15 protein-coding genes and 4 tRNA genes are annotated in these 18,836 nt (G+C 66.3%); 2 read left to right on the top strand and 17 right to left on the bottom strand.

Going from position 1 to position 18,836, the window contains the following annotated elements:
* Positions 1 to 33: 33 nt before the first annotated feature.
* The 12 genes from BSY238_RS11640 to BSY238_RS11585 all read right to left on the bottom strand — a co-directional run bounded on the left by BSY238_RS11640 (position 34) and on the right by BSY238_RS11585 (position 8,947).
* Positions 34 to 109 (bottom strand) — tRNA-Trp (locus tag BSY238_RS11640).
* A gap of 48 nt (positions 110 to 157) precedes the next feature.
* A complete protein-coding gene (gene tuf, locus BSY238_RS11635; protein WP_069039288.1) occupies positions 158 to 1,348 on the bottom strand; it encodes an elongation factor Tu in 1,191 nt (396 codons plus the stop codon).
* A gap of 90 nt (positions 1,349 to 1,438) precedes the next feature.
* Positions 1,439 to 1,513, bottom strand: a tRNA-Thr gene (locus BSY238_RS11630).
* A gap of 77 nt (positions 1,514 to 1,590) precedes the next feature.
* Positions 1,591 to 1,664, bottom strand: a tRNA-Gly gene (locus tag BSY238_RS11625).
* 109 nt (positions 1,665 to 1,773) lie between these two features.
* A tRNA-Tyr gene (locus tag BSY238_RS11620) sits at positions 1,774 to 1,858 on the bottom strand.
* A 66-nt stretch (positions 1,859 to 1,924) separates the two neighbouring features.
* On the bottom strand, positions 1,925 to 2,623 hold the full coding sequence (gene bioD / locus BSY238_RS11615; protein ID WP_069039287.1) for a dethiobiotin synthase: 699 nt from the start codon (positions 2,621 to 2,623) through the stop codon (positions 1,925 to 1,927).
* Entirely contained in the window at positions 2,620 to 3,402 is a 783-nt protein-coding gene (locus BSY238_RS11610) for a methyltransferase domain-containing protein (RefSeq protein WP_069039286.1), read from the bottom strand. The genes bioD and BSY238_RS11610 overlap by 4 nt, the downstream gene beginning before the upstream one ends.
* Positions 3,395 to 4,156: an alpha/beta fold hydrolase gene (locus tag BSY238_RS11605; protein WP_069039285.1), complete on the bottom strand. Its 762-nt coding sequence runs from the start codon at positions 4,154 to 4,156 to the stop codon at positions 3,395 to 3,397. Before BSY238_RS11605 ends, BSY238_RS11610 begins: the two co-directional genes overlap by 8 nt.
* Positions 4,149 to 5,303, bottom strand: coding sequence for an 8-amino-7-oxononanoate synthase (gene bioF, locus BSY238_RS11600; protein ID WP_069039284.1), 1,155 nt, complete (start codon positions 5,301 to 5,303; stop codon positions 4,149 to 4,151). Before bioF ends, BSY238_RS11605 begins: the two co-directional genes overlap by 8 nt.
* The gene (gene bioA, locus BSY238_RS11595; protein ID WP_069039283.1) at positions 5,300 to 6,544 is read right to left on the bottom strand and encodes an adenosylmethionine--8-amino-7-oxononanoate transaminase; all 1,245 of its coding nucleotides are present in this window, start codon (positions 6,542 to 6,544) and stop codon (positions 5,300 to 5,302) included. Before bioA ends, bioF begins: the two co-directional genes overlap by 4 nt.
* Before the next feature lie 172 nt (positions 6,545 to 6,716).
* Positions 6,717 to 8,111, bottom strand: coding sequence for a dihydrolipoyl dehydrogenase (locus tag BSY238_RS11590; protein WP_069039282.1), 1,395 nt, complete (start codon positions 8,109 to 8,111; stop codon positions 6,717 to 6,719).
* A gap of 101 nt (positions 8,112 to 8,212) precedes the next feature.
* Positions 8,213 to 8,947, bottom strand: coding sequence for a glutathione peroxidase (locus BSY238_RS11585; RefSeq protein WP_069039281.1), 735 nt, complete (start codon positions 8,945 to 8,947; stop codon positions 8,213 to 8,215).
* 199 nt (positions 8,948 to 9,146) lie between these two features.
* Here BSY238_RS11585 and BSY238_RS11580 point away from each other — a divergent pair, with 199 nt between their 5' ends.
* The gene (locus tag BSY238_RS11580) at positions 9,147 to 10,133 is read left to right on the top strand and encodes a hydrogen peroxide-inducible genes activator (RefSeq protein ID WP_083224032.1); all 987 of its coding nucleotides are present in this window, start codon (positions 9,147 to 9,149) and stop codon (positions 10,131 to 10,133) included.
* Positions 10,130 to 10,603, top strand: coding sequence for a Dps family protein (locus BSY238_RS11575; protein WP_069039280.1), 474 nt, complete (start codon positions 10,130 to 10,132; stop codon positions 10,601 to 10,603). The genes BSY238_RS11580 and BSY238_RS11575 overlap by 4 nt, the downstream gene beginning before the upstream one ends.
* Before the next feature lie 209 nt (positions 10,604 to 10,812).
* Here BSY238_RS11575 and BSY238_RS11570 read toward each other — a convergent pair whose 3' ends face one another.
* The 5 genes from BSY238_RS11570 to BSY238_RS11550 are packed head-to-tail and all read right to left on the bottom strand — an operon-like array spanning position 10,813 to position 18,833.
* Positions 10,813 to 11,490, bottom strand: coding sequence for a phosphatase PAP2 family protein (locus tag BSY238_RS11570; RefSeq protein ID WP_069039279.1), 678 nt, complete (start codon positions 11,488 to 11,490; stop codon positions 10,813 to 10,815).
* A complete protein-coding gene (locus BSY238_RS11565; RefSeq protein ID WP_069039278.1) occupies positions 11,487 to 13,418 on the bottom strand; it encodes an LTA synthase family protein in 1,932 nt (643 codons plus the stop codon). Before BSY238_RS11565 ends, BSY238_RS11570 begins: the two co-directional genes overlap by 4 nt.
* Positions 13,415 to 16,477, bottom strand: a complete 3,063-nt coding sequence (locus tag BSY238_RS11560; RefSeq protein WP_069040632.1) for an efflux RND transporter permease subunit — start codon at positions 16,475 to 16,477, stop codon at positions 13,415 to 13,417. The genes BSY238_RS11565 and BSY238_RS11560 overlap by 4 nt, the downstream gene beginning before the upstream one ends.
* Positions 16,477 to 17,535: an efflux RND transporter periplasmic adaptor subunit gene (locus BSY238_RS11555; RefSeq protein WP_069039277.1), complete on the bottom strand. Its 1,059-nt coding sequence runs from the start codon at positions 17,533 to 17,535 to the stop codon at positions 16,477 to 16,479. The genes BSY238_RS11560 and BSY238_RS11555 overlap by 1 nt, the downstream gene beginning before the upstream one ends.
* The gene (locus BSY238_RS11550; RefSeq protein WP_223300106.1) at positions 17,532 to 18,833 is read right to left on the bottom strand and encodes a TolC family protein; all 1,302 of its coding nucleotides are present in this window, start codon (positions 18,831 to 18,833) and stop codon (positions 17,532 to 17,534) included. Before BSY238_RS11550 ends, BSY238_RS11555 begins: the two co-directional genes overlap by 4 nt.
* Positions 18,834 to 18,836 lie beyond the last annotated feature (3 nt).

The raw sequence follows: 18,836 nt of genomic DNA, 5'->3' as shown, positions 1-18,836 counted from the left end.
GCCCCACAAAGTTACCCGTCCTGATTACCGGGATGGCAGGGGCAGAGGGAATCGAACCCCCAACCTTCGGTTTTGGAGACCGACGCTCTGCCAATTGAGCTATGCCCCTGCAAAACAAACCCGGCCTGCTCGCGCAGACCGGGGCACTTCAACCTGATTAAGCGATGATCTTGGCAACCACGCCCGCGCCCACAGTACGACCGCCTTCGCGGATCGCAAAGCGCAGACCTTCTTCCATCGCGATCGGCGCAATCAGCTTCACCGTGATCGATACGTTGTCGCCCGGCATCACCATCTCCGTGCCTTCCGGCAGTTCGATCGACCCCGTCACGTCCGTCGTGCGGAAGTAAAACTGCGGACGATAACCGTTGAAGAACGGCGTGTGACGACCGCCTTCGTCCTTCGACAGCACATAGATCTCCGCCGTGAAGTGCGTGTGCGGCTTGATCGAACCCGGCTTGGCCAGAACCTGACCACGCTCGACATCTTCACGCTTGGTGCCGCGCAGCAGCACGCCGACGTTGTCGCCTGCCTGACCCTGGTCCAGCAGCTTGCGGAACATTTCAACGCCGGTACACGTGGTCTTCACCGTGTCCTTGATGCCGACGATCTCGATTTCCTCGCCGACCTTCACAATGCCGCGCTCGATACGCCCCGTCACCACCGTGCCGCGACCCGAAATCGAGAACACGTCTTCGATCGGCATCAGGAAGGCGCCGTCAATCGCACGCTCCGGCGTCGGAATGTAGCTGTCCAGTGCATCGGCCAGCGCCATGATCGCGCCTTCGCCCAGCTCCGTCTTGTCGCCTTCGAGCGCCTTGAGTGCCGAACCCTTGACGATCGGTACATCATCGCCCGGGAAATCGTACTTGCTCAGCAGCTCGCGCACTTCCATTTCGACCAGCTCGAGCAGCTCGGCGTCGTCGACCATGTCGCACTTGTTCAGGAACACCACGATGTACGGCACACCCACCTGGCGGGCCAGCAGGATGTGTTCGCGCGTCTGCGGCATCGGGCCGTCAGCGGCCGAACACACCAGAATGGCACCGTCCATCTGCGCCGCACCCGTGATCATGTTCTTCACATAGTCAGCGTGGCCCGGGCAATCAACGTGCGCATAGTGACGCTTCGCCGTTTCGTACTCGACGTGCGCCGTGTTGATCGTGATACCGCGCGCCTTTTCTTCCGGCGCCGCATCAATCTGGTCATACGCCTTCGCCTCGCCGCCGAACTTCGACGACAGAATCGTCGTGATCGCCGCCGTCAGCGTCGTCTTGCCATGATCAACGTGCCCAATCGTCCCCACGTTCACGTGCGGCTTGGTACGCTCAAACTTTCCCTTTGCCATTTTTGATCACCCTGATAACTGATTAGAGATCTGCGTCAAACCTCGACAGGCAAGCGCGCCTTTACGCGACATGCCGCACGCCAAATACCGTGGTGCCCATGGGCAGGATTGAACTGCCGACCTCTCCCTTACCAAGGGAGTGCTCTGCCACTGAGCTACATGGGCACGAAAAACCTTCCTGCAGACATTCATCGAGGACACAGCCCCGGCAAACGCCTTATATATATGCACACTTCAATTCGTGGAGCGGGAGACGGGAATCGAACCCGCGTCATTAGCTTGGAAGGCTAGGGTTCTACCATTGAACTACTCCCGCCCGACCATTCCAAACACATTGACCCGCCGTGACCGGCCACCATGATCGGAACCTTCACTTGCACGTTTTTCGAGGTCACCTCAACATAACCTTCAGAAACAAAAGGTTATGGTGGAGGGGGAAGGATTCGAACCTTCGAAGGCAGAGCCGTCAGATTTACAGTCTGATCCCTTTGACCGCTCGGGAACCCCTCCGGCGACCAGCGAAACCCGCGATTATGGTGAGCGTTTCGTACTCTGTCAAACACTGCATCGAAATATTCAGCCTGCGCCGTCCAGCAACGCGCCGAAATCAAGTGCTGCAGCGGCCATCCGCGGGTCGGCCGAAGCGAGGCGAGGTAGCGTGCCCAGCCGCGGTGCGCCAAGCCTGCGTGACAACGCTGCGATCGTCGCGTCCTGCTCCAGCATACCGTCAGGCATGGCATTGGCCACCCAGCCCGCCAGACACAAACCCCGCGCACGAATCGATTCGGCTGTCAGCAGTGCATGGTTGATGCAGCCCAACTTCAGCCCCACTACCAGAACGACGGGAGCGGCAATCGCAGCCGCCAGATCGGCGGTGGTGAAATCGTCGTTCAAGGGCACCAAAAACCCCCCGACGCCTTCGACCACCACATGCTGCGCGCGCATCGACAGCGAGCGGAAGGCGTCGAGGATGACCGCCGACGCTATCGTTTGCCCCTCGAGCTGCGCCGATACATGAGGAGCCAGCGGTGCTTCGAACAGATAAGGACTGGTCAGCGCCTGCGGAAGCTCCGACCCGCTGACTGCCGCCAGCGCATCGGCGTCCTCGTTGCGCATCACCCCGTTCGAATCGCGCCAGGCACCGGATGCCACCGGCTTCATGCCGACCGCGTCCAGCCCGCGTGCGCGCAGCGCATGCACGAGTGCGCAGGCCACCAGTGTTTTACCGATGCCGGTGTCCGTTCCGGTCACGAAATGAGCGCGCCCCTCCATCATCCGGAATCTCCGTTACCCGGGCGGTGCGCGACCACCCAAGCCAGTTCATAGGTCAGCGGAATGCCCTGCGGCGTCCGCTGCGCGTCGAATGCGGCGCATACCGACTGCCAGGCAGCGCGGCCCAGTGTCGTACGCCGGGTCTGCAGCGGCACACGCGAGGCGCCGATATCGCGGTTGGACTGGAGCAGGCTGCGGGCGTCATCGAAATACTCGACCTGCCGCGATTGCTCGACATGGTCAACGACAAGCCCGGCCTCACGCATCAACGCAGCCAAGGATGGCTCGTCAAGGAAGGGTAGCGTGTGACGATGCCGATCGACCGCCCCAAAGGCCAGATCGATCTCTCGCAGAGTTCCGTCGAGCACAGTAGCAAAACACATCGGGGCGCCCGGCCGGAGTATCCGGCGACACTCCGGCAACGCTCGCGAGAGGTCGCACCACTGCAGCATCAGGCTGGAAAAGATCAGATCTACGCTGCCGTCTCGCAGCGGCAGCGCATGCGCGTCGGCGCATACACGGGCGTTGTCAGCCATCGGTGCATGCGCACCGAGCATGGCTGGCGCGAAGTCGGCCGACAGCAGCAACGCATCCGGATAGCGGGCACGCAGTCCGGCTGACGCGAATCCTGTGCCGCAGCCGACATCCAGCACGCATCCCGCCGCAATCGGCGGCAACATGTCGAGCAAGCGGTCGCTGACCTGTCGCTGCAGGCTTGCCGACGCCGCGTAGCGGTTGGCCGCGCGGGAAAAACTGCGGCGGACGGCGGCAAGTTCAGTCATCGGCAGCCACCCACTCGCACAGATCCGCGACACCGCCCTGCAGCCAGGGCAGGTGTGCCGCCCCCGGCACGCGCACGCAGCGCGCTCCCACAGCAGACGACATCCAGTTGCATGCTGCGGCATCGACCACCCTGTCCTCCACGCCATGCAGGCAAAGCACGCGGGCAGACACGCCCCGTACGGCCGATCGCAGATCGACATCGTGCAGCCAGTGCAAACCCTGGTCGAGCGCCTGCCGGCTGGGCAGCGGCGGTTGTTCGACCAGTCCGGCCATCGCTGCGCGTACCTTGCGCGCATCGTCATCACCCAACGCAGACAGCGCGGCAAAGCGCGTGCGTGCCTTCATCGGCGCATCGTCGAACGCATCGGCAAAGGCGTCGAAGCGTTCGGCGCTCATGCCATGCGGCCAGTCCGATGCCTGCATGAACCGCGGTGTCGCACCGATCAGCACCAGCTTGCGCAGCGGCGCGCGGGTGGCCCAGGCCAGCGCGAGCAGGCCGCCAAGCGACCAGCCGACGACGACTTCGGCATCCGGCATGCTCGCCATCAACTGATCGACACAGTCATCGAAGCCTGTGCAGTCACGCCCGGCATTCAGCCCGTAACCGGGCAGATCAGGCTGAAGGACGTGCGCATGGCGGCCGAGCGCTTCGGCAAGCGGCGCAATCAGGCGGCCGTCCCAGCCCCAGCCGTGCAGCAGCGCAACGCGCGGCCCGCGCTCGCCGAAAACCCTGGTGTGCAGCGGCTCAGTCATGCCCGGCCTCGATGAGCGCGCGACACAGCGTGTCGAGGTGCTCGGCAGTGTGCGCTGCACTCAACGATATGCGCAGACGTGCCGTGCCGGCCGGCACCGTCGGCGGGCGAATGGCCGGCACCCACAGACCCCGCGCCCGCAACTGCGCCGCAAGCGTCAGCACATCGGAATTGGCACCCACCTGCAGCGGCTGGATCGCTGTGTGCGAGGGCATCAAGGGCCAGCGCGCACCGGCCAACCCCTGCTTGAGCCGATCGCGATGTGCCGCCAGCGTCGCCCGCCTGTCATCCGCCGAATCGATCAGGTCGAGGCTGGCAAGCAGTGCGCAGGCCAGCGCCGGGGGGGCGGCCGTGGTGTAGCGGTAGCTGCGACCGGTCTGCATCAGCCACTCGATCAGGTCCGCGTCCCCGGCGACGAAAGCCCCCGCCACGCCAGCCGCCTTGCCGAGCGTGCCGATGTAGACGATGCGCTGCGATGCCAGCGCAAAGTGCGACAGCACGCCACGGCCGCGCTCGCCCAGCACGCCGAAACCGTGCGCATCATCGACCACCAGCAGCGCATCATGCTGTTCGCAGAGTGCCAGCAGGTCTGTCAGCGGCGCGATGTCGCCATCCATGCTGAACACGCCGTCGGTCACCACGACCTTGCGGCCCTCGGCCGCTTCGAGCAGGCGCTCCACCATGGCAAGGTCACCATGCGGGTAGCGACGCACCGTGGCGCGCGACAGCAGCGCGGCATCGACCAGCGACGCATGGTTCAGCCGGTCGGCGATCAGCGTGTCGCCACGACCTGCGAGCGCCGGCAACAGCGCCAGATTGGCCATGTAACCGGTGGAGAAGAACAGCGCGCGCGCCAGCCCGGTGAAGGCGGCGAGCGCCTGCTCCAGTTCGTCATGCGGCGGCTGGTGACCGCTCACCAGATGCGATGCGCCGGCACCGGCTCCCCAGCGGGATGCGCCTTCGCGCAGCGCTTCGACCACCTCCGGGTGATTCGCCAGACCCAGATAGTCGTTGCCGGCGAAGGCAATCAGGCGCTGCCCGTCGACGACGGCTTGCGGGCCGCAGGGTGCGTCGAGCACCACACGCGTACGCGTCAGATCGTCGCGCGCCAGTGCAGCCAGACGAGCGCGAAAGTCAAAGGCACTCATGCGAGTGCCGCGTCCAGCGCTGCCCGCGCGCCGTCGGCCAGCTGTGAAGTCTGCGCGGCGTCGAGAATGTAGGGCGGCATGAAGTACAGCGTGTTGCCCAGCGGCCTGAGCAGCAACCCGCGTTCGAGCGCCTCGCGGTAATAGCGGCGGCTGAAATCGAGCTGCGGGGCGTCGATGTCGACCGCCCAGATCATGCCGGCCTGGCGGAAATGTCGCGCTGCGGGGTGCGTCGCAAGCGGCGCCAGTGCGTCGGTGAAGTCCTGCGCCCAGGCGCGGTTGCGCTGCAGGATGTCGAGCTGGTCGAACAGCTCGAGCGTAGCCAGCGCGGCGCGGCAGGCCAGCGGATTGCCGGTGTAGGAATGCGAATGCAGGAAACCGCGCGCCATGGTGTCGTCGAGGAAGGCGTCGAACACCGCCGGCGCAGACAGCACGAGCGACAGCGGCAGCGTGCCGCCGGTGATGCCCTTGGACAGACAGATGAAGTCGGGCCAGCCGTCACCCGCCTCGTCGAGCGACTGTTCGCAGGCGAAGAAGGTGCCTGTACGGCCACAGCCGACCGCGATCTCGTCGGCGATCAGGTGCACCGCGTAACGGTCGCACAGCCGGCGCGCATCGCGCAGCCAGGCGGCGTCATGCATCGCCATGCCGCCGGCGCACTGCACGCGCGGCTCGACGATCATTGCCGCGATGCGGTCATGGTGAAGCGCGAGAAAGGCGTCCAGCGCCGACAGCGCCGCCGCTTCGCCTGCAGCCGGGCTGGGCAGCACATGCGCACCGCGCACCATCGGCGCATAGGCATCACGGAACAGCGCGACATCGGTCACCGCCAGCGCACCGACGGTTTCGCCGTGATAGCTGCCGGCGAAGCAGATGAATTCGTTCTTGTCGGCCTGCCCGGTATTGCGCCAGTAGTGCAGCGACATCTTCAGCGCGATTTCGGTCGCCGACGCACCATCAGACGCGTAGAAGGCGTGACCGAGCCGACCGCCGGTCAGCGCCGACAGTCGCTCCGACAACGCCACGACCGGCTCGTGCGTAAAGCCGGCGAGCATGACGTGGTCCAGTGTGTCGAGCTGATCGCGCACCGCCTGCACGATCGCCGGATGGCTGTGCCCGAACAGATTGGTCCACCAGGAACTGATGCCGTCGAGGTAGCGGCTGCCGTCGGGCGCGTACAGCCACGCGCCCTGCGCGCGCGCGATGGCGAGCAGCGGCAGCGATTGGTCGGCGTGCCACTGCATCTGCGTGCAGGGGTGCCAGACGGCTGAAAGACTGCGGGATACGAGCGAGGGTTCTGGTGCGGACACGTGCGGATACCGGCTGCGCGCCGGCACAGGGCATGAGCAACTACCGGCGCATCAAGCCGCCTATTCTAACCGTCCGCCCGGCGTGTCGTCCGGGCGGACGGATGGATCACGCGTCGGCGAGCTTCGCCGCTGCGTCGCGCAGAGCGGTGCGCAGGCCTTCTTCCACCACCGGGTGATAGAAGGGCATTTCGAGCGCGCGCTGCACTGTCATGCCCGACTGCATCGCCCAGGCCAGCAGATGAGCGAGGTGTTCGACATCCGGGCCGATCATTTCGCAGCCGAGCAGGCGTCCGGAGCCCTTTTCGGCATAGACATGCAGCAACCCCTTGTTGCGCAGCACGACGCGCGCACGGCCCTGGTCCTCGAACGACACCTCGCCGGTGACGAAGCTGTCGGGCGCCAGATCCACGAAGCGGCGGCCGACCGTTGCAAGTTGCGGATCGGAAAACACCACGCCGATCGGCTCGCGCCGCAGACCTCGCTGCACCTGCGGGAAGCGCGCCGCGTTTTCGCCGGCGATGCGACCTTCGTCGGCCGCTTCGTGCAGCAGCGGCACATCGTTGTTCGCATCGCCGGCGATGAAGATGCCGGTGCTGCCGCACTGCATCGTCGTGCGGTCGAACTCAGGCACGCCATTGGCGCCCAGCGTCACCGAGGTGTTCTCGAGGCCGAGGTTCTTCACGTTCGGCGCACGGCCGGTGGCAGCGATCACCCAGTCGAATTCCTTGACGGCCGACGAGCCGTCGTCGAAATCCTGCATCAGGCGCACGCCGTCGCCGACGCGTTCGATCGAGCTGACGCGCGCATCGGTGAACAACGGAAACTCTTCACCGAAGGTGCGCGTGGCGTATTCCTTGAGCGCCGGATCCGAAAAAGGGCCAACGAAGTGACCGCGGCCGAACATTTCGACCTGCACACCGAGCCGGTGCAGCGCCTGCCCTATCTCCAGGCCGATGACGCCGGGGCCGAACACGGCCGCCGAACGCGGCAGTTCGGTCCAGTCGAATACATCGTCGTTCACGATCAAGCGGTCGCCAGCGCCTTTGAGCACCGGCGGAATCGCGGGCGACGAGCCGGTCGCGATCACCGCGCAGCCGAAGGTGACGACCGTGTGGTCATCGACCTGAAGGCTGTGGTCATCGACGAACTTCGCATGGCCGCGCAGCTTGTGCTCAGCCGGAATGTTGTCCACGCCCTTGAGCACGAAGCCGACGAAGCGGTCGCGTTCGCGGCGGACGCGCTCCATCACGGCCGCGCCATCGATGCGCACCGACCCTTCGAGGCGGATGCCGAAGGCGTCCCACTTTTCCGTCGCATGGGCCGCTTCGGCCGCGGCGATCAGCAGCTTGCTCGGCATGCAGCCGACGCGTGCGCAGGTCGTGCCGTACGGGCCACCTTCGATGATGACGGCGCGCCGGCCGGCGGCGATGGCCGCACGATAGGCTGCAAGGCCGGCGGTGCCGGCACCGATGACGGCCACATCCACATTCACTTCTTTCATGTCGTTCTCCCTGTATCGGTCGATCAGGCCTGCACACCGTTCGATGTGCAGGCCTGATCGGACGACGGGTTGCCCCGTCATCCGGTCATTTCATGCTGCGCTTAGTTGGCTGCCCACTTTTCCAGCTCTTCCCAGCCGCCGATGTGCTGGCCGTTGATGAACACCTGCGGCACCGTCCTGGCACCGGCGATGGCGCCCAGTGCGCGGGAGCGCTCGGTGTGCGGCAGGTTGATCTCCGCGTAGTGGTAGCCGCGTTCGGTCAGCAATGCCTTGGCCTTGGCGCAGAAGGCGCAACCTTCGCGGGTCAGGACGGCGACCTGGTCCGGCTTCTTCGCGTTCGGGTTGATGAAGTTGAGCATCGTGTCGGCGTCCGACACCTTGAACGGGTCACCCGGCTCCTGCGGCTCGGAGAACACCTTCTGCACGACACCGTCCTTCACCAGCATCGAATAACGCCAGCTGCGCTTGCCGAAGCCGATGTCCGACTTGTCGACCAGCATGCCCATGCCTTCGGTGAATTCGCCGTTGCCGTCGGGGATCAGCGTCACGTTGTCCGATTCCTGGTCCTTCGCCCACTCGTTCATCACGAAGGTGTCGTTCACCGACATGCACACGATGCTGTCGACGCCGTTCGCCCTGAAGGCCGGAGCCAGTTCGTTGTAGCGCGGCAGGTGGGTCGACGAGCAGGTCGGTGTGAAGGCGCCGGGCAGCGAGAACACCACCACGGTCTTGCCCTTGAACAGATCGTCGGTCGTGACGTTCGTCCATTCGTTGTTCTGACGAACGCGGAACGTGACGTTCGGGACGCGTTTGCCTTCCTGGTTGTGCTGGCTCATTTCTATTCCTTTCAGAGAGATGGATCGTAAAGTCCGGAGATGCGCCGGGTGTTGTTCGCCGTTCAGCGCATCGACGGAATGGAGTGTGGGCGCATACACATCAATCGTCCAATGGATTAAACTTGTCGTGTTGATCGAAGGTTTCGATGAAGCGTGGTGGTTTCTCCGTCGACGTCCCCCAACATAGGCTCCGATCTACATGTCTTCCCTGCCCTCACTTCGCCAGTTGCGCTATCTGATCGCAGTGTCCGAAAAGCTCAACTTCACGCAGGCCGCCGAATCCTGCTTCGTCACCCAGTCCACGCTGTCCGCCGGCATCAAGGAGCTGGAAGCCACGCTGGGGGCGCATCTGGTCGAGCGCGAACGCCACTCGGTCGTGATGACGCCGATCGGCATCGAAATCGTCGACCGGGCGCGCAGCCTGCTGTCCGAAGCCGAAGATCTGAGCGAGTGGGCACGCAGCGCCGCGGAGCCGATGAGCGGCCTGCTGCGGCTGGGCGTCATCCCGACCGTTGCACCCTTCGTGCTGCCGACGGTACTGCCCGCGCTGCGCCAGCGTTATCCGTCGCTGCGGCTCGCGCTGCGCGAAGACCTGACCGGTCATCTTCTGACCCGCCTGGCTGCCGGCCAGCTGGATTTCGCGCTGATCGCATTGCCCTACGACACCGGCAATCTGCAGGTGAAGCCGCTGTTCGACGAAGAACTGCGCCTGATCGCGCCGGCGGATCGCGAAGCGGACATGCCGCGCGAAATCTGCAAGATCGATCCGGACGAACTGTTGCTGCTTGAAGAGGGGCACTGCCTGCGCGGCCACACCCTGGGTGGCTGCGGTCTGCGCGAACCGCGGACCCGCGGGATGGAAGCCACCAGCCTGTTCACACTGGCACAAATGGTCGAGGGCGGTCTCGGACTCGCATTGCTGCCGGAAATGAGTTTGCGCTCAGACATCCTGTCGCACATGAAACTGGTGTCGCGTCGCTTTTCCGAGCCCCGGCCAAGCCGTACCATCGCGCTGGTGGCGCGCAGTTCGAATGCGCGACAGGAATCATTCGAACGCATCGCCGAGCTGATCGTCGCACAGGCGCCGCTGCACCTGTCAGACTCGGCCAACTGGGGCGGAACTGCCGGGCAAGGTCCGGACTCCGACCTGCACGAACACGAGAACCTGGAAAGGAAAGCATCATGAGCAGCATCAACATCGGCATTTCCGAAGAGAACCGCCGTGCCATCGCGGACGGCCTGTCGCGCCTGCTGGCCGACTCCTACACGCTGTACCTGACGACGCACAACTTCCACTGGAACGTCACCGGCCCGATGTTCAACACATTGCACCTGATGTTCGAGGCGCAATACACCGAACTGGCGCTGGCGGTCGATCTGGTGGCGGAACGCATCCGCGCGTTGGGCTACCCGGCACCGGGCACGTATTCGGCCTACGCAAAGCTCACGTCGATCAAGGAACCGGAAGGCGTGCCGTCGGCCACCGACATGATCCGCCAGCTGGTCGCCGGCCAGGAAGCCGTGACCCGCACCGCACGCAGCATTTTCCCGGCCGTCGAAGAAGCGCACGACGAGCCGACCGCCGACCTGCTGACGCAGCGCATGCAGGTGCATGAAAAGAACGCCTGGATGCTGCGCAGCCTGCTCGAGAGCTGAGAGCGACGAGAGCGACCGCACGGCGCCCGGCCGCTTTGTTGGGGTCAGGTGCTGCTGTTGGGCATCGCTGCGCTCACCCCAACCTACGGGGGAGCAGCGACACGCCTTTGTAGGTCGGGGTGAGCGCAGCGATGCCCAACGACCCAATCATGCATCCGGCAACTTGACGCTACTGTGCGGCTGCAAGAATCCTCACCCCCCTCCCACCGTCATCCCGCCGGCGGGCGCATGACGATTGCCGCGCCCAGCACCGCAATGGCGCACGTGGCGGCGGCAAGCAGGATGTGCGACGGGAAATGCGCGCCACGCACGACCTGCACCATCCCCGCCAGTCCACCCAGAATCAGCACCGCGAACAGCGCACGCCGCCGCGCCGTGCCGCACATGACCGGCAGCACGGCCAGCCACATGAAGGCGCTCGCGGCATGGCCGCTGGGCAGGCATTTGCCCGGACCGGAATTCGGCGGCACCCCATCGAACAGCCGGAACAACTGCGCCTGGCCGCCGAAATCCGCCAGATACCACGGGCAGCTATGAGCCGACTGCATGCGCAGCAGGTTGACCGCCACCACCGCTGCCAGCGAGGCACAGAGCACGAAGGCGACGCGCGCGCGGCAGCGTGGTTCGCGCGCCCGCAGCCGCAGCGCGAACCAGCTCGCGAGCAACACCAGCCATGCCGCCACCGACAGCCACTTGACGCCGTCGTGCAGCAGCACCGACCACAGCCAGTCGCGGCGCAGCGTGAAACCGCCTGTTGCGGCATCGAAGAAATGCGCCGAAACCCGCAGATCCAGGCCACTCCAGCGGTTGCTTAACAGGGCCAGTGCGGCAAAGGCAAGCGTAAGCCACAACAGATCGGCGTCACGCGCCGGACCCCACCGGCTCACTTGGCCTCAATGGCGTGCAGCCGCCCCTGCTTGAACGCCGACGCGGCCGTCTGGTAGTAGGCGATCGCCTCGCGCGCACGCTGCGGATCCACCTCGGTTGGCGTCGATTCGAACGTGACCGGGTCGACCTTGTAGGCGCGCACCACACGGCGCGGCGACAGCACGGTCAGCAGGTCGCCGCGCAGATAGCCCAGATCCTGATAGTTGGAAATGAAGGCACGATCCAGCGGCGCGTCCGCTTCGAAGAACGAGCGGCCGAAGAAATGATCGTCGCCGTTCTTGCCCATGACCTCGATCAGCGTCGGCGCGAGATCGATCTGGCTCACCCGTTCCGCGTACTCGCCCGCCTGCAGCATGTCCGGCGCATAGAAGATCAGCGGGATGCGGTATTTGGCGACCGGCAGGCGGGTTCGGCCGGCGACGGACGCACAGTGGTCGGCGACGAATACGAACAGCGTGTCGACGAACCAGGGCTGCTTCTTCGCCTCGCGGATGAATTCGCCGATCGCCCAGTCGGTGTACTTCACGCCGCCACGCCGCCCGCCCGGTGATGCAATGTCGATGCGACCATCCGGATAGGTGTAGGGGCGGTGGTTCGACGTCGTCATGATCTGCGCAAAGAACGGCTTTCCCGCGGCCGCCTTGTCATTCAGTGCCTTCAGGGCATTGGCGTACAGCACTTCGTCCGCCACGCCCCACACATTCTCGAAAACGATGCTGTCCTTCGGAAAGTCGGTCCGGTCGACGATCAGGTAGTCGTTGCCGCGGAAATAGCTGTTCATGTTGTCGAAATAGCCATAGCCGCCGTATATGAACATCGGCACGACACCCTGCGGCTCGAGCAACTCGCCCAGCGTGGACAGATTGTTGTTGTGGGTGCGCCGGACGATGGCCTGACCCGGTACCGGCGGCGTGCCCAGCGACAGCGCTTCGAGCCCGCGTACGGTGCGCGTGCCCGTGGCATACACCTCCTTGAAGCGCAGACCATCGGCCGCGAGGCGGTCCAGTTCGGGCGTCAGGCCCTCGGTCGAGCCATAGGCGCCGACGAACTCCGCCGACATGCTTTCGATCGTCACCAGCACGACATTCCGCGGCCGGCGGCTGAACGGCACCTTGTCGTGCGGCGGATCGTCCATCGCACTCGGCCTGTCCGGCGACGACAGCGGCAGTCGTTCGACATGCAGGTCGAGCAGCACCTCGTCGGCCTCCTCCTGCGGCAAGGTGGCATACCAGCGCTCGTAATCGAGCTCGTTGCGGCGCATTGCGGCCGCAAATGCGTACAACCCATTGCCGGCCAGCTCGTCGGCATAGGCATTGCCGCTGCCCTCCATCTGTTCCAATGCCGCGAAGTGCCAGGAGGCGGCCGGCAACACCAGTGCGCCAACCAGCATCGCCAGCCGTACGACCGGCCGGCGCGCCGCGCTGACGAACCCGACCACACGGCTCACCCCGAACACGATGAATGCCGCGACAAGCGCGATGCCGCCGACAATGAGGCCGACCGGGTAGGACTGCATGATGTTGCCGATCACTTCCTGCGTGTAGATCAGGTAATCCACCGCGATGAAGTTGAAGCGGGTCGAAAACTCCTCCCAGAACACCACCTCGGACACCGCGCCGAACAGCAGCAACGCGACCATCAGCCACAACGCCCCCCAGCGCAGCCGGGCCATGAAGCGGCTCGCGCGAAGGCGCGCCGGCAGCAGCGCCGACAGCACCAGCAACGGCGCCATCAGCCAGGCCAGCACGGACAGGTCAAACCACAGGCCGCGCGCGAACACGTGCAGCGCTGCCGAACCGATGTCGGCCGGGCCGGCGATGCCCCACAAAAGCACACGCAGCAAGGTCCAGACGGAGAGGGTCAGAAGGGCAGCGACAAGCAGGAACGGCAGTGCGCGCCGGCGCGGCGCAGGTCGTATCGATGTCATGAAGGGGCGGATGCCGTGGCAGGACGCTCACCGAACCTTTTGTACAGGATGGGTAGCAGCAGAAGTGTTAACGCCGTACAAGAAATGAGCCCGCCGATCACCACGATGGCGAGCGGCCGCTGGATTTCCGAGCCCGGGCCGGTGGCGAACAGCAGCGGCACCAGACCGAGTGCGGCCATCGACGCGGTCAGCAGCACCGGGCGCAACCTGCGCTGGGCGCCATTGACCACCGCGTCGAGCATGCTCTGACCGGCCGCCCGCAACTGATTGAAGTAGCTCACCAGCACGACGCCATTGAGCACGGCGATGCCGAGCAGCGCGATGAAGCCGACCGACGCCGGCACCGACAGGTACTCGCCGGAAATGCCCAGTGCAAAGACGCCGCCGATCATCGCGAACGGCACATTGGCCATCACCAGCGCCGCCTGGCGCAATGAATCGAAGGTGCTGTAAAGGATGAGGAAAATCAGCACCAGCGCCAGCGGCACGACCAGCGCGAGCCGCTGCGCCGCGCGCTGCTGGTTCTCGAACTCGCCACCCCAGGTGAGGCGGTAGCCGCTGGGCAGTTCGACCTTCTGCAGCACCTGGGCGCGCGCATCCTCGACGAAGCCGACCAGATCGCGACCGCCTACATTCGCGATCACGACCATGTTGCGACTGCCCAGCTGACGGTTGATCTGCACCGGGCCGCCCACGCGTTCGAAGCGCGCCAGCTGGCCCAGTGCGATGCGGCCGCCACCCGGCAGTGCCACCGGCATCTGGGCCAGCTCTTCCGACGCGCCGGCGCTGCCGGTGGAGCGGATGATCAGCGGGTAGCGCCGGTCCAGCTTCTGGATCAACCCGACCCGTTCGCCCTCGATCTGCATGCGCAGGCTGGCGGCCAGCGCATCGACATCGAGACCGGCGCGGGCCAGCGCATCGGTGTCCGGCAGCACGCGCAGATACTGAACGCCCTCGTTGCGCACGAAGAACACATCCTCGGCGCCCGGAATCGCGCGCAACACGTCGGCAATTTCGCCCGCCTTGTGATTCAGCGTGTCGATGTCAGGCCCGAACAGGCGGATCGCCAGATCGCCGCGCACGCCCAGAATCATTTCCGACACGCGCATTTCGATCGGCTGGGTGAAGGCATAGGCCACACCGGGGAATTCGGCCAGCAGATCGCGGATGCGGTGGATGATGGCCGGCTTGTCGGCGCCGGGGGCGAGGCTGATGAAGGTGTCGGTCTGGTTCAGGCCCATCGGGTCGAGACCGATTTCGTCCGATCCGGCGCGCGCGACGATCTGAGTCGCTTCGGGCACGATGTCCTTCAGTGCCTTCTGGAAGCGGGTGTCGATATCCAGCGAGGCATCGAGGCTGATCGACGGCAGCTTTTCCAGCTGCACGATCAGGCTGCCTTCATCCATGGTCGGCATGAAGGTTTTGCCCAGGCCCGTGTAGACCACGACCGCCGCGACGAACAGCAGGCCGGCAATGCCGCCGACGATGAGCGGGGCGGCCAGCGCACGCTGCAGCAACGGCGCATAGAGCTTCGACAATGTGCGCGGCAGCCACGGGTCGGCGTGCGAGCGGGCATTCAGCATCAGGCGCGCCAGCAGCGGAATGACGGTGAGCGACAGCAGCAGCGAGCCGGCCAGTGCGAACACGATGGTCAGTGCCACCGGCGCGAACAGCTTGCCTTCCAGTCCCTGCAGGCTCAGCAGCGGTACGAACACCAGCGCGATGATGACGATGCCGGCAGTTGTCGGCACAGCCACCTCGCGCACCGCCTCGAGCACCACGTCACGACGCGGCCGGTCCGCCGCACCCGGCTCGTGGAGATGGGCGACCACGTTCTCGACCACCACCACCGCCGCATCGACCAGCAGACCGATGGCGATCGCCAGCCCGCCCAGACTCATCAGGTTGGCCGACAGGCCGGCGAAGTGCATCAGCATGAAGGTCCACAGTGCCGACAGCGGCAGCACCACCGCCACGGCCAGCGCCGCACGCACATTGCCGAGAAACAGGAACAGCAGGATGAGGACCAGCACCACCGCCTCGATCAGCGCCTTGGTCACGGTGCCGACCGCACTCGACACCAGCTCGCCACGGTCATAGAAGGGAACGACCTTGACGCCTGCCGGCAGGCTGGGCGCGATCTCGTCGAGCCGCGCCCGTACGCCGCGCACCACCTCCTGCGCATCGGCGCCGCGCAGGCCGAGCACCAGCCCCTGCACGGTTTCGCCCTCGCCGTTGTGCGTCACCCCACCCATGCGGGTCAGCGCGCCGAGCCGCACCTCGGCCACGTCGGCGATGCGCACCTGCGCCTGAGGCGTTGCGTGCACCACCAGCCGGCCGATGTCGTCGAGCGACTCAAGCCGTCCCTGCACGCGCACCAGCAGGGTTTCCTCGCCTTCGTTGATGCGACCGGCACCGTCGTTGCGGTTGAAGCGTTCGAGCGTGGCGCGCAATTCATCCAGCGTGATGCCGGTGGCCGCCATGCGTGCCGCGTCGGGCACCACCTCGTAGGCGGTGGCCAGCCCGCCCAGCACATTCACGTCCGCCACGCCGCGCACCGTGCGCAGCGCCGGGCGGATCACCCAGTCGAGCAGGCCGCGCCGTTCGGCCAGCGACAGGTCGCCTTCGACCGTGAACATGAACATTTCGCCCAGCGGCGTGGTGATCGGCGCCAGCCCCCCGGTGAGTCCGGGCGGCAGGTCACCCATGATGCCGGTCAGCCGCTCGCTGACCTGATTGCGCGCCCAGTAGATGTCGGTGCCGTCCTCGAAATCGATCGTGATGTCGGTCAGTCCGTACTTGCTGGTCGAGCGCAGCATGGTCTGTTTCGGCAGACCGAGCATTTCGATCTCGACCGGTGTGGTCACCCGCGCTTCCATTTCTTCCGGCGTCATGCCGGCCAGCTTGACGATGATCTTGACCTGCGGGGCCGACACGTCAGGAAAGGCATCGATCGGCAACTTCGTCATCGACCAGGCGCCGGCCGCCATCAGCAGCAGCGCGGCCAGTATCGTCAGCAGCGGTCGCGCGAGCGCGCCGCGCGTCAGGGCGTCGAGCATCATTCCGCTCCCTTGCCCAGCCACACCGCCTTCAGCGCGGCCACGCCGCTGACCGCGACCGCGGCCTTTGCGTCCAGTGCGCCGCTGACCGTGGCGCGACCCGCGTCCTGCGACAGCGCCTGCACCTCGACTGCGCGGAAGCCCTTCGCGGTGCGCGAAAACACCCAGGTCCGGCCGTCGTGATGGGTGACTGCCGCAGCCGGCACGGTCCACGCGTCGGTCGCCGGCTGCGAGCGCCGCGCCTTGACCCACAGGCCCGGCCGCAGCGAAGACGGCGCAGGCGGCAGTGCGGCGCGCACACGCACCGTCTGCGTCGTGTCGGCAGCGCCCCAGCCGATCTGCGTCACGCGCGCCTGCTCGCCCGACGGCTCCACCAGCAGGACGTCACCTTCGCGCACGTCCTGTGCCTGCGCCACCGTCAGGTTCAGTTCGAGCATCAGCTTGCGTGCATCGGCCAGCCGCAGCAGCGCATCGGCCTCGTCGACGCGCTGACCGGGCAGCACCATGCGTTCGAGCACGGTTGCCGCCGCTTCGGCACGCACCTGCACGCGACCGCTCGACGCGTCGGCGGCCGACACGCCCAGCAGGCGCAGTCGCGACTGCGCGGCGCCGTGGGCGGCATCGGCCTGCGCGGCCGCGTTTTCGGATTCGCGTACCCGGCGCTCGGCGATCAGGCCTTCGGCATGCAGCGCCCGGTCACGCTCAAGATTGCTGCGCGCCAGTGCTGCGGCGGAGCGGGCCTGCGCCAGCGCGGCACCCTGCTCGGGCAGACCGGCGCTGCGCAGTTCCACCAGCACCGAATTCGCCGCGACCTGCTGGCCTTCGACCACCGGCACGCGCACCACCACGCCACCGGCGGGCGCGGTCACCACCCACTCGGCGTCGGCCGACGCCACGACGCGCGCCGACCACGGCGCCGCGCTGGCCTGCGCCGCCGGCACCGGTGCCGCGTCGCGGATGCCCAGACGTTCGATCTGTGTCGCATCGAGCACGATGTCGGCTGCGTGAAGGGAAGACGTCAGCGCGAGCAGACAGGACAACACGAACGCATGTTTCACGGCAGGATTCCCAGACTGGTGTTGTAGCGCGCCACGGCGCGCTCATGGGCAATGTCGGCCAGCGCGGCCGCGCGGCGTGCGTTGGCGGCGCGCGCCTCGACCAGCAGGCGCTCGGCGAGCGAACTTTCGCCGAGCCGGTAGGCGCGGCGCCCCAGTTCGACTTCGCGTTCAGCGACCGCCTTCTGGCCAGCGGCCAGTTGCAGCGCCTGTTCGCGGGCATGCAGTTCATGTTCGGCTTCGTGCAGCACCAATGTGGCCATGCGCAAGGCCAGCGCAAGATCGTCCTCGGCGCGGGCCAGATCGAGCTGCAACGGCGACAGGGTGGCTGCGCGATGCACCGCGCCACCGAAGGGAATCGACAGGGTGGCGCCGACGCTGTCCGTCACCGGGCTGTCGGGCGACTTTTCGGAACGCATGCCGACCAGGATGCGCGGCGCGCCACTGCCCTGGGACTGCACGCTGGCCAGCGCGCTGCGTGCCCGTTCGAGGGCAGCCTGTGCCGTCAGCACCGGCGGATAGCCGGTCGCTGCGTCGGCCACCGGCTCGCGTGCAACCGGCTCGCGTACGGTCGCCGGCAGCGCCGGCAAGCCGGTCAGCGTGGCCCACCCGAACACGCTGTGCGCCAGTTCGACCTGTGCCTCGTAACGCGCGGCATCGCGCTCGCGCCGCGCCGCTTCGGCCGACAGTATTTCGACCGGCGCCGCATCCCCGGCACGAACCCGTTTCGACACATCGTCTTCCAGCGCGCGGTACAGCTCGACGTCGGCGTCGGCCAGCTTCACTTCGGCTTCCGCCTGCAGCACGCGCCAAAGCGTTTCACGCAGATCGCCGGCCACGCGCCAGCGGTGGATGCGCAGTTCTTCGTCAGACAGCAGGCGGCCGGCGTCCGCCTCGCGGCGCAGCGCATCACGCTGGCCGGATCGCCACAAGGGCAGATCCAGCCCGGCTTCCAGTTCGCGCACGCCGGCGGCGCGGCCGGGCAGACGATCGGTCTGGTAGCGCATGTGCAGCGCCGGCGGTGCCGACAGCACACTGCCGGCCCTTTCGGTCAGCACCCGCGATTCGGACAGCCGCGCCTGCGGCAGCTGGGTGCCGGGCGCCCGGCCCAGTGCGGCAGACAGGGCGCCGGACAGCGTGAGTGCGGCGTCACGCACGACGGTCTGTTCATGTTCTTCGGCATGCGAAGCCGCGGCGACGGGCACAGATTGCGCAGACAGCGGTGGCGTCAGCCACAGCATGGACAGCAGGCAGCACAGCAGGGCGGAACGCATGGGCGCACGGCGGACGGATGAGGACATGCG

This window comes from Methyloversatilis sp. RAC08, assembly GCF_001713355.1.
Classification (GTDB): domain Bacteria; phylum Pseudomonadota; class Gammaproteobacteria; order Burkholderiales; family Rhodocyclaceae; genus Methyloversatilis.
This window is presented reverse-complemented; position numbering and strand designations above follow the sequence as displayed.

Coding starts and splice junctions, on each gene's coding strand:
- BSY238_RS11610 (WP_069039286.1), bottom strand. CDS start 3,402: ATGACTGAACTTGCCGCCGTCCGCCGCAGTTTTTCCCGCGCGGCCAAC.
- BSY238_RS11575 (WP_069039280.1), top strand. CDS start 10,130: ATGAGCAGCATCAACATCGGCATTTCCGAAGAGAACCGCCGTGCCATC.
- BSY238_RS11605 (WP_069039285.1), bottom strand. CDS start 4,156: ATGACTGAGCCGCTGCACACCAGGGTTTTCGGCGAGCGCGGGCCGCGC.
- BSY238_RS11585 (WP_069039281.1), bottom strand. CDS start 8,947: ATGAGCCAGCACAACCAGGAAGGCAAACGCGTCCCGAACGTCACGTTC.
- BSY238_RS11590 (WP_069039282.1), bottom strand. CDS start 8,111: ATGAAAGAAGTGAATGTGGATGTGGCCGTCATCGGTGCCGGCACCGCC.
- BSY238_RS11565 (WP_069039278.1), bottom strand. CDS start 13,418: ATGACATCGATACGACCTGCGCCGCGCCGGCGCGCACTGCCGTTCCTG.
- BSY238_RS11550 (WP_223300106.1), bottom strand. CDS start 18,833: ATGTCCTCATCCGTCCGCCGTGCGCCCATGCGTTCCGCCCTGCTGTGC.
- bioF (WP_069039284.1), bottom strand. CDS start 5,303: ATGAGTGCCTTTGACTTTCGCGCTCGTCTGGCTGCACTGGCGCGCGAC.
- bioA (WP_069039283.1), bottom strand. CDS start 6,544: ATGCAGTGGCACGCCGACCAATCGCTGCCGCTGCTCGCCATCGCGCGC.
- BSY238_RS11580 (WP_083224032.1), top strand. CDS start 9,147: ATGTCTTCCCTGCCCTCACTTCGCCAGTTGCGCTATCTGATCGCAGTG.
- BSY238_RS11560 (WP_069040632.1), bottom strand. CDS start 16,477: ATGCTCGACGCCCTGACGCGCGGCGCGCTCGCGCGACCGCTGCTGACG.
- bioD (WP_069039287.1), bottom strand. CDS start 2,623: ATGATGGAGGGGCGCGCTCATTTCGTGACCGGAACGGACACCGGCATC.
- tuf (WP_069039288.1), bottom strand. CDS start 1,348: ATGGCAAAGGGAAAGTTTGAGCGTACCAAGCCGCACGTGAACGTGGGG.